This is a genomic window from Blautia sp. AM28-27, from assembly GCF_003480905.1.
In the GTDB taxonomy this organism is placed as follows: domain Bacteria; phylum Bacillota; class Clostridia; order Lachnospirales; family Lachnospiraceae; genus Fusicatenibacter; species Fusicatenibacter saccharivorans.
The window spans coordinates 63,780-74,986 of the sequence record NZ_QUJK01000014.1; the positions used below are offsets into that span (position 1 = coordinate 63,780).

Annotated in this window: 5 protein-coding genes; 4 read left to right on the forward strand and 1 reads right to left on the reverse strand. The window is 44.5% G+C overall.

Annotated features, from left to right (window positions below; all coding sequences use genetic code 11):
• The first annotated feature begins 6 nt into the window (after window positions 1-6).
• Together DW743_RS14370 and DW743_RS14375 are read left to right on the forward strand one after the other, a co-directional pair.
• Window positions 7-1,047, forward strand: a complete 1,041-nt coding sequence (locus DW743_RS14370; RefSeq protein ID WP_117761968.1) for a hypothetical protein — start codon at window positions 7-9, stop codon at window positions 1,045-1,047.
• A gap of 179 nt (window positions 1,048-1,226) precedes the next feature.
• Window positions 1,227-4,184, forward strand: coding sequence for a M4 family metallopeptidase (locus DW743_RS14375; RefSeq protein WP_117761969.1), 2,958 nt, complete (start codon window positions 1,227-1,229; stop codon window positions 4,182-4,184).
• Window positions 4,185-4,261: 77 nt separating this feature from the next.
• Here DW743_RS14375 and DW743_RS14380 read toward each other — a convergent pair whose 3' ends face one another.
• Entirely contained in the window at window positions 4,262-5,482 is a 1,221-nt protein-coding gene (locus tag DW743_RS14380; protein WP_243004589.1) for an ABC-ATPase domain-containing protein, read from the reverse strand.
• Window positions 5,483-5,743: 261 nt separating this feature from the next.
• On the opposite strand from DW743_RS14380, the gene DW743_RS14385 reads away from it, so the two are divergent.
• A complete protein-coding gene (locus DW743_RS14385; RefSeq protein WP_117761971.1) occupies window positions 5,744-6,706 on the forward strand; it encodes a hypothetical protein in 963 nt (320 codons plus the stop codon).
• 65 nt (window positions 6,707-6,771) lie between these two features.
• Window positions 6,772-11,199, forward strand: coding sequence for a DUF4887 domain-containing protein (locus DW743_RS14390; RefSeq protein ID WP_147345113.1), 4,428 nt, complete (start codon window positions 6,772-6,774; stop codon window positions 11,197-11,199).
• Window positions 11,200-11,207 lie beyond the last annotated feature (8 nt).

Here is an 11,207-nt window from a genome sequence, read left to right on the forward strand (position 1 = left end):
TGGCAAGTGAAAAAAAGAGCAATAATTATTATATGTATGATTGCATGTGCACTTTCTGGATGCGGTAAAGAGAAAACAGGAGAAGGTGAAAGTAAGAAGGTGCAGGAAAATCAATTTCAAAGTTCAGTGCAAGAATTAAAACAAAGAAAGAACGCAACTATATTTTCAAAATATCTAGAACTTGTAGGAAATGACTACTCTGAAATTTCTGATCAATATGTAGATACTATTACATCAAATACAGAATTAGATGGTTTTGCTATTGAAACTCATAGTATAGAAAAAGAATTTACAGAATTACCTGGAAAATGGAAGATTTTTTATAATTATTATGATGGAGAGAAAGAAAGCTATGAAAATGGAAGTTTACCAGAAAAGCTGTCAATGCCTTATTTAATAGGTGAGGGAAAAAAGAAGAGCTCTGAAATTTTAGAAAAATTGGAAAGGGAATATGGAAAGTATGATGAAGAATATGAAATTCCCTTTAACACAGAGTCAAATGAGGAACAGATTCAGTGCTATCAGTGGGATAGTGTTGAAGCAAATTATGGAATGACTTTGACGGTTGAAAATGATAGATATAAAATTACATTTTCACATGAGCTAGAAGTGTTTGATAAACAGAAAATATTACAGCCAGTCTATGAAGAAAATGAGAATTTAGAGAAACAATATTGGGAGCAGATGTTAAATTCTTATAAAAGAGAGAGAGTAGAAAGCCTTTGGAATGTGAGGTATGAAGAAGCGCAGGAAAATTTGGAAACAATGTTTCAAAATGGATATCAAATAAAGGAAAATGTTTTGGAATGTTTTAGGGTTAATAATTATGCAGCATGGGTCTGGACGGAGGAGTTAGGAAAATCCGCAGGTGCTCTTTTATTGGATAAAGAGGAAGAATATTTTTTAGTTCATGTCAATTTTGAAATTTCCAATGAAAAGGAAGAGAAAGCTGTCGATGATTATATTTTAGTTGGCAAAGTCAATGATAATTGGAAAATATGTAATATGCCTGCGGTGCTGAATCTTTTAGATGATATTTCTTTTTAGAAAAATAAAGAATTAAAAAAATGGACAAAAAATTGTTGCTTTTAAGAAAAAAATTATCCAGTAAAGAGATATTAGGCAATAGAAAGTATTGTGTTTTATGTGATTTATGGCGTTTTGCAATCGTCTGTTTATAAAGGACGGTTTCAAATAAATTTGTCCAATGAGAGAGGAGAAAAGTAATGTTCTGCGAAAAGTGTGGGAAGGAAATCAAAGACAATGTAAAGTTCTGTCCATTTTGTGGAAACAAAGTTTCGGAAAAAGTGGAATCCCGCCAGGCGGTGCAAAAGCAAACTTCAAAAGAAACTAAAAAGAAAAAATGGCTCTGGATGGTCGGTGTAGCTGTGATTCTTGCGGCAGGAGGGGGAATTGCACTTGGTTTAAATCAAAATCCCAAGCCCCAGTCAGATCCGCAGGCAGCAACAGCAAAAAATGAAAAAGCCGTAGAAAATAAGGACACAAAAGAAGAAGCAAACGGAATTCAGAATGCAGAAGAAGCGCAGGCATGGCTGGTAGAGCAGAAAGAGGAGCTTGGATTGGAAAATGCACTTTCCGAATTGAAAGAGACATCCACTGCAGAAGTAAGCGGCGATCATTATTACCGCTTTGAACAGAATTATGAGGGAATCCCTGTATATGGAAGAGCAATCGTGGTTGCAGTGGATCAGGATGGAAATGTGGCATCGGTGACCGGAAATGCAACGGATGTTGCAGAGGATCTTAATTTAACTCCATCGATTACCAAAGAACAGGCAGTGGAAAACATCCGGCAGTATGCTTCGGAAACACTTGGAATGGATGAAGTGGCTAGTTTGGATGAAATTACTCTAAATCAGGAGAATCTTTGTGTTTATAACATGAATGATACTATGAGGCTGGCATATCAGATTCCGACAGAATCGTATCAATTTCTGGTAGATGCGAATCAGGCAGAGGTACTGGAAGCGGTGCCGGAGCTGTATGAAGAATCTGTAATTTATACGGATACAAATGGACAGCAGGAAATCGAGGGAACAGATCCAGTTGATGGATATTATGTGCTGAAGGATCAGAAACGAAATATTTATATGTATGATGCGGGCGGTCAGACCTATATGGATCCAGCTTCTGGTCTGAGCTATCCGGAAGTATTGCAGCAGGTTCGAAGCAAGGATACTATATTTGGAAATGAAGATGATACGCCACAAACATCCGCAGAGGTTTATTCTGATTTAAATACGATTGGCTCGATTTATGATTATTTTCTGAAAAAACATAAAGAAAATGGCTGGGGAGTTCTTGCAGTTGTCAGCAATGATGAATTAGGAGCACAGCAGGGAAACAATGCGGCTGCAGGGGTTGTGGATTATAAAGAGCGTCTTGCAGATGCAATACAAGATTATGATGAGAACGCATATCAGGGGAAAATAGGATGGATGGATCTTGGAACTGCGTATTCAGGAAAGGGAACTGAGTCGCTAGACGTAATTGCCCATGAATATACACATATCATTACTCGAAAATATGCGAAATGGAGTTCTGGAAACAGAGAAACCGGTGCGATAAACGAAGGAATTTCGGATATTTTTGGGGAAATTCTTGCAGAAGCTGTCGGAGATGGAGCTGACTGGGAGATGGGAAACCGAATCATACATAATCCATATGAGAATGGATATCCGAGAAGCACTGGTGCTAATGAAATTTTACCGAACGACAGGATTAACGTGCGAAACAGAGATGGGGAGGAATCTCAGACAGACTATGCACATGGATATTCCACCGTCATTTCGTATACGGCATATTTGATGAAAAATGGATTAAATGAAAGCGGCCAGGGGCAGTTATCCTGGGAGGAACTCAGTGAATTGTGGTACAGAGTTATCGTCATGATGACATCGGACTGTGATTTCGCGCAGTGCCGGGCCTTTGCGGAATATGCCGCTGATGCGATGGAAGAGTTGACAGAAGAACAACGGATTTTGGTGAAAAGAGCATTTGATGTTGTTGAAATTTTTGATGCAGAAGAAGCGATTAACAATATCGAATATGATATCAAACCAGGCAGCACACTGCGGGTTTATGACAAAAAGCAGGACTATTATGGCGGCTATGTGCTGAAGATCATGGGAATAAGTGGAGAAGAAAAGATCCTGGAAGACAGAAAAGTTAGCATCCGTCATCAATACAACAAAGAAATACAGGTAAAGGAAGCTGGCCCGTATGAACTGAATCTTCCAAATGGAATCTATCATTTGACTATAAGCAATCCAGATCGGAACGGAACGTATTCTTTTGTGGTGAAAGTAGAAGAAAATGGCAGTGATGATGCAATTCTCGTTTCCACAGACTATGAGCCGCCGATGATTGTGAATATTATGGATGAGCCGATGGAATACAAAGAGGAATTGTATGATGAAGTATTTCAGGAATACCAGGATGCGACGGATGCTTATATAGCCGGCGGAACAGATGCTGTTTCAGGAAAGTTTCTTTATATTGATGATTTTTTGATTTCACATGGCTGGCAGGTCTGGTATGGATATTATGACATTGATGGAAATGGAATACCAGAACTGCTGATTAGTTATGAGACGATAACTGGAACAGAGTATAAAACGGTAGATGTTCTCTCGCAGGATGGAAAAAGCGTTCAGAGAGTGGGGGAGGATGACACCTTCTCCGCCTATACAGAATCACATATTTATACAAGTGGTGTGATCTACAGCGACGCGGGGGATCAGGGAAACTATTATAAAATCAATGCAAATGGATATAGTCTGGACAAGATTGACTGTCCTGCAGAACTTGGGGAAAAAATTAGCGTAGACTGGAAACCACTGGAACTGACACAGAATGACTCTGTGCAGGATGATACTTCTTCGGATGAGAATGTTATGAGTGCAGAAGAAGTGTATCAAAAGTTGGAAGAGCATTATGCGCAGGGAACGATTGATTCCACGGGAGAAGATCTTGCGGTCATGGAAGGAAGTGTAAATGGGACAACGTACAGCACAACCGTACGATGCGGCATGCCTGGAAACCCGTCTGCATCGCAGGCTCTGTATGAGGTAAGCGTTGATATGGTAACCGGAATTGCATCGCAGACAAGGATGCTGCTGCCGGATGGGAAGGTGGAACAGTTTAGTCTGAGGGATAATTAGAACACCAGGAGAAAAATAAATAATATGTATCGTCCCGCTGCTGATGAATAGCTTGTCAGCAGTGGGACTTTTTCTGCCTAAAACTTCAATTCCCTGCACCGGTCCAGGCATTCAAAGATCTCCTGCCGTCTCGGCCGCGCCAGATCCCCAGGTCTTCCAGGAGCGAGAAGAGAAGCAAGTCCTTTTTCATCCATCTGCCGTTCCTGCAGATCCACAACCTGCACCAGTGTTTTCTTACCGTCCATCCTGCGTTCCGCCGCATCCAGCAGAAGTGCCGCCAGGCCATTCAGCTGTTCGCTGTCGGTCAGCTGTTCCACAGCACGCAGATCGGTCAGTGATTTATTAATGAGAATAGATTCGAGTCCCATGACTTTGACTTTCGTGCGGTCGCTGCCAGCCAGCGCTTTCGACGGCTGCGGGCGGCGCTGGAAGGATGGAACGGCGAAAGGACGCACCGATGCGGTAAAAGGCGGGAACTCCGCTGCTGTGGTTTTGGCACGCTCCGTAATATCGTAAGGAACGTATTCCTTCATCTGAATCACCGTATCCGACACATGGAAGTAAGATCCAGAGCTTCCGGCGACGAGGATAGACGAGATCCCAAGCTTCTCATACAGATCCCGCACACGGCTGATAAACGGCGTGATCGGCTCTTTACTGTCCGCAACGACGCGCTGCATCAGCTCATCCCGCACCATAAAGTTTGTGGCGGAGGTATCCTCGTCGATCAGAAACAGGCTTGTACCGGCCTCAATGCCTTCAATGACATTGGCAGCCTGCGAGGTGCTGCCGCTGGCGTCTGCGGTCGAGAAGGAAGTGGTGTCGCTCTTTCCAGGCAGATCATGGATGAAGAGGGAGATATCGACATTGCTGATGCTGTGGGAGTCCTCTGAGCGGAGTTTTACGGCACTCGCATCGGTGATGACATATTCGCGTCCATCCCCGGCGATATGGTTGTACACGCCGCGCTCCAGCGCCTGCAGCAGGGTGGACTTTCCGTGGAAACCTCCGCCGACAATCAGTGTAACACCCAGCGGAATGCCCATGCCGGAAATAGATCCGCGGTTCGGGAGATCGAGGGTGACGCGTAAGGATTCCGGCGAGACAAACGGAACGGCGTGTTTCATCGGCAGGTCAGAGACACCGGTCTCACGTGGGAGAATGGAGCCGTCGGCGATGAAGGCGGTGAGTCCTTTTTCTTTTAATGCGGCGCGGATCGCCTGCTGATCTTCACAGAGACGGGCGACACCGGCGCATGCTTTCGGATCCAGACTGCGGTACAGAAGCGATTTTTCCACGCAGCCCGGTAACAGAACTCGGGGTCAGGTACTATTAGACCATTATAATTTTTTGAACAAATAAGATAGAAAACATATAAAGTACAGAACAGATATTCGACCTGTTCTGTACTTTTTTATTGAATTTATATTTAACTGTTAAACTTCCGAGCAGTAACGAGCGTGGTAACAAATTGTTGCAGAATACAAGGAATGCTTGCATTTTTGAGACGCGATGGGTAAAATAGAGAACATAGATAGCACAAAAGAGTGGAGATTAAAATGAAGAAAAAAACAGGAAAACGGATCCGGTGTGGCAGTCATGCCGGAGCGATTTTTGTTCTGGGAGTGCTGATCCTTCTCGTGGGCGGAAGCTTCGCGGCGTACACCAATTTTCAGAGTGTGAAGCGTGTCGTATCGACAGGAACACAGAGCGATACAATGTTTGGTTCGAATTATCTGTCACTGATAAGCCTGACGGATGAAAATCCTCCGGTGAAACGGATTTCACTCGCAGAAAGTGACAATTACTACACCATTACGGTAATCGTGTGCAATTATGTGTGGGGCGATGAGACTCTTTATAACCCGAAGAACATTACCTACGAAGTCAAAGCAGTCCTGACTGCCACAGACGGCGGAGAAAACCTTCCGGGTGGAATTACAGACATCACGATGAGCGGGAATAAATTTAATGCGGATGGAACATGTACCCTGACAGGACAGAAACTGGCAGCGGGAAAAGCAGAAAAAAACAGTTATTCCTTCCAGATTCCAAAAGCGTTGAAAGACAAGATCAAAATCCAGATAACGGCGGAACCGGATTTCAGTTCGGCAGACGCGGTCAATTCGCAGAAACTGGCAGCAATTCTTTCGTTTGCAGATTACAAAGTGACAAAAAACTGGACGGGAAAATTCCTTGATTCCACAATTAACAAGAAACCATTGGATTACGATGCATTCAATTATGAAATATCAGGAAATGGAGAAGGAAAGGTGACGGTCACATGGGATGATAAGCTGCAGCTGAGCAGCTGGACGGTAATAGGTGGGAAGAATACCACAGTCCCGGAGCAGGGGAAGCAATCGTATGTATTTGATGTGGACGCTTCGACAACCGCGATCCAGTTCCAGTTTTACAGAAACCCGGACAAACCGTTGGAGGAGAAAGAAAATAACTGGATTTCTTTTGGAAGTCTTGTTACGGTTTCCTACCAGGAAAAGAAAGCAGAAGGGGCAGAGTGAGTTAGAAAAATGAGTGGATTATAAGGTCTCCTACTATTTTTACAGGCAGGATAGGATTGATGAAAATGAGAGTACGTAAAAAGATAAACTGGATGAAGCGTATGGTAGCGGCCGGAATGGCAGTCTGCATGGTACTGACGACACCGGCATTGGCACTGGCAGGGGCAGGAGAAGGCACGGAAACGCAGACCATATCGGAAGAAGCAGCGGGCGAATCCATTCTGGATACCGGGACAGGCTCTGTGGATGCAGGGGAAGATGGCGGAACCGGAGGACAGACGGAAAGTACAGAGCAGAGCGGGACAAAAACCCGGACAGACAGCGCGGAGCCATCAGAAAAGGACAGCGAGACAGAAGAGACTGGATCTGCAGAAAAAGACAGCGAGACAGAAGAGACTGGATCTGCGGAACAAGGCAGCGAGACAGAAAAAACAGGATCAGCAGAAAAGAAAACACAGCAGGACAGCACAGATTCTGCCAAGAGCAGCAGCCAGATAGACGACACAGCAGCGTTAGAAAGTGCAGAGCAGAAACCAGAGTCCACGTCTGCAGAAAACGAAGGCCAGAACCGGCAGGACGGCAGCGATGCGGAAAACCAGGCAAATGCCGCATCCGTAGTGGCGGATGCGGGAAATCAGACTCCGACGCTGATGCTTAATGAGGCGGTTCAACTTGCTCAAAGTGATGAAGCAGCAAAAGACAAATTAAAAGTGGATGCAACTACCCGGACAATAACGGTAACAGATGGAATCGGATTAATCCTGTTATCCAATGTGAAGCCTTCAGAATATAAAAAGTATACAATAAACCTGGTTACAACTTCAGGATGGGATCTTACGGGAACGGCAGAGGTTGCAGGAGTGGCCTATAGCTTTCTGGGACTGGGTGAAGATGCCAATCCGTATGAGGGAAAATTTGAATTTGATAAAAAAACAGTAGCAGAAAATTTCTCAATAACCACGACGAAAGCACTGTTTCATGTGCTTTCAACGAAAGCAGAACTGGATCCAATTTCCTTTAGCATTTCAGGGACTTTTTCCACCACCATGAAACCACTTTTGGCAGAAAAACTGAAAAATAGTGGAGATGATACAAAATTAACTTCAACGGTTGTACTTAGCAATTTGAATTCTGGTGGGATACAAGAAGCAGCAATCGGCGGTTTGATTGGCACGATGGAAGAAGACAGCAGGGCAGAGATCACTTTTACAAATAATTTCTCAAACTCATTGAAAGTCAGCGGAGAGAGTCATACAGGTTTATTCTGTAATACAATGGAACCGGGCGCATCCCTGACTGCGACTTTTAAGAATAATGTTAAGAATACGGTTAGTGTCGAAGCAACCGCATCAGGAGCAGATGCGGGCGGATTTGTCGGTCATATGGCAGCAGACAGTCAATTAACGATTGCCGGAACTTCAGCAGCGCAGGTAAGCTCTGCGTCCGGAAATGCCGGAGGACTGGCCGGAAGCGTGACAGATGGAAAGATCAGTGTTCAGGCAGAAAAGGGAGAAAACGAAGCGGCTGCCGGAAAATTTGCGTTTGCGGATACACTTACGTTAAAGGCAGGCAGTGAAAAAGCAGCAGGCGGATTGATCGGAGCGTATTCGGTTACGAAAGGCGGCACTGATAACGGTACTGGCAATCCAATCAGCTACGATCTTTCTGAATATGAGTTTCACAGCATTACTGTATCCGGCGGCAAGGATGTCGGCGGATTATTTGGCGTGCTGAAAAACACCAGTACAAGTTCCACTACCGTGGCTGTCTCAGGAAAGACGACAGGTGCCATCACGACAAACGTGACGAGTGAGAGCAAAGTGACAAATCTGGGAGGACTGATCGGAACCTATGATACTGTAGCTAGTACAGATGGAAATAGTGCAGCCGTTATGAAAAATACACTGGCCATAAAAGGAACTTCCAACTCTGCTGGTTTAGATATCAGGGCAGTTTCCACAGGTGGAAGCAAAGCAAGTACAACTTATGGCGGAGTGATCGGTGCTGTATCCGGCAGCAGTTATGTGGAAATCGAAAATGTGTCTGCTTCCACAGCAGATATGAAAAACAGTAATACCACAAGTGTTGGCGGTCTGGTGGGAAAGTTGAATGACGGTTTCCTCAATGTGGGAAATGTGACAATAACTACAGCAGATGATAATGATCTTGCAAACGAAGCAGATCAGGTGGAAGGTCATGGCGGTCTGATTGGTCATCTGGTAAAGGGGGTACTGCGCCTTCACGGAGAGACAAATTTAGAGAATCAGAAGATTACAACTGCTTATAACCATGTAGGACAGATTGTGGGATGCAACGAAAATGGTCTGATCTATGCGCTTGGAAATGGTAATAGTCTGGATGTAGACGGAAAAGGCTGGAGCCTGACCCGTTATTCTGGTACGGATCGAGGCGGCTCAGATATTGGAAACTGGGGGGCTGTGATTCGACTTGGGGGAAATCTGTCTGAAGGCGAAGATGGAGTCTTTACCTTTAATGAAGAAGCTCATACTGTTACGATAAACAGTTCTGTAGAGAATGGAACTAAGGCGAATATCAATGGTGCAAATCAGTTTGCGGCATATGCGCTGGCATTCGAGTTTTCCATGACCGATACGGGAAAGACGGAAGCACTGAATCTTAAGAGTAAGGTAGATCGGGACCAGGAACAGACAGTAAATCTGACCGGAGATGTAAAGCTTACCAATACAGGTATTATTGGCATCGGTAAGGATAACGTAGAGAAAGGTAAGGCACATCAGTTCAAAGGAACGCTGGATGGTGGCAATTATACGATTACATTGGATATTGGAGCTGCATATGACAAAAATATTTCTGAAAATGATCTTGCCGCCGGACAGCTCTATGCAAAGCGAAGCGACCAGCGAGATACGCATTACAGTCTGGCACTGATTCCCTTTGCCGGGGATATAACAATTTCCAATCTTACGATTGATGGTAATGTCATCTGCAAAATACCGAAGACGGTAAATCAGGAAGTAAAAGACATCAAATATCCAGCATTTGTCGCAGGGGCAATAGGCCTGGCAAGTGGAAAGACAGAATTCAACCATGTTACAGTAAATACCAAGAGTTCTGTAACAGAAGAAGCAACAGATGCAAAGAAGCTTCTGGCCTGGCAGGGAGGATTTCTGGCTCGATGCGAAGGAAGTACGTTAACCTTTACAGATTGTACATGGGGGAATACTGCGAGCCTTGATGATGAACGTGATACCGACAACCATAGAATCGGCGGCCTTGCGGCGGAAGTGATGGGTGGCTGTACCGTAACTGTAAGTAACACGACCTTAAGCGGTTCCATTACATCTGCATCGCAATCCAATGCCAATGTCGGCGGTCTGATCGCAGTCAGCCGTGGGGAAGATTCGAATAACAAGGCAAACTCCAGCACGATAAAGATTTCTGAATTATCGGTAAAGGGTGAGACGGTCACAACATCATTAGCCACAACAACCAGCGGCGGTCTGCTGGGCTACCAGTGGAAGAATACGAATGTTGAGTTTGCTGCGAATGCCGGAGTGACCATATCAGGCTCGACGCTAAATGCAGGCACTGCCCAGTTTGGTGGACTTGTCTATCAGGCAACTGGATACTGGAAAGCAACCGCAACGGACAGCATTGTATTTACAACAGGCACAAATAATCAAGTAAATACCTTTACAGGAAAATCAGAGAAAGAGAATCCAAGTGGTCTGCTGGTGGGAACCGGTCTGCTTACAGAAACGAATGCAGATCAGACCAAGACAACCTCTGCCCTCTATCTGGAAGTGGGCACATGGGGAAGTGCGGCGGATTCCGCTTATAAAATTAACGAGGGTGCAGTTGCCCTGAACATCGGCAATTCAGAGTACTTTGATGAACTGGCTGGCATTACCAGATTTGATGATGCCGGAAACAGCAATGCAGTGGTTTCCCTTGCGGTACGTGGCAGCAGTGGGAACGCAGCTTTGATTGATAAAGACAGCAAGACAACAAATACATATACGGGTCAGATAGACAAAAAAAATTATAAAAACACAAAGACAAGATACTACTACAATCTGGACAGCTACAGAAAAGACAAGTATACAACGGATCTTAAAAATATCACTTCGGAACCGGATTTAGTTTTGTGGAGTGCAGCCCAGTATGCTGCAGAAAATATCAGAACGTGGTTCAGGGAAAAAATCACCAGTACACCAGATAATCCTTTTGTGACAAGCATATCCGGAAACCTGAATCTGGATGGATATTCGTATTATCCGGTGACACCGCTTACCCCGGTACATATTGGCTCGGAAAGTAATACTGGTTCAGATACAAACCTGACCTTTGCCTACGATGCGATGAATACGATAGAAGAAACAAATAAATCGTTCTCGGATGCAGAACATCAGCATTACCTGATGCAGCACGGATTGCTCTATAACACTTCTCATGGTGTGCTGGTAAATGAAAAGTCTAATCCCCCAGCTATGCTGGGGAGAATAGAGTAGTCGGAAGT

Coding starts and splice junctions, on each gene's coding strand:
- DW743_RS14385 (WP_117761971.1), top strand. CDS start 5,744: ATGAAGAAAAAAACAGGAAAACGGATCCGGTGTGGCAGTCATGCCGGA.
- DW743_RS14375 (WP_117761969.1), top strand. CDS start 1,227: ATGTTCTGCGAAAAGTGTGGGAAGGAAATCAAAGACAATGTAAAGTTC.
- DW743_RS14390 (WP_147345113.1), top strand. CDS start 6,772: ATGAGAGTACGTAAAAAGATAAACTGGATGAAGCGTATGGTAGCGGCC.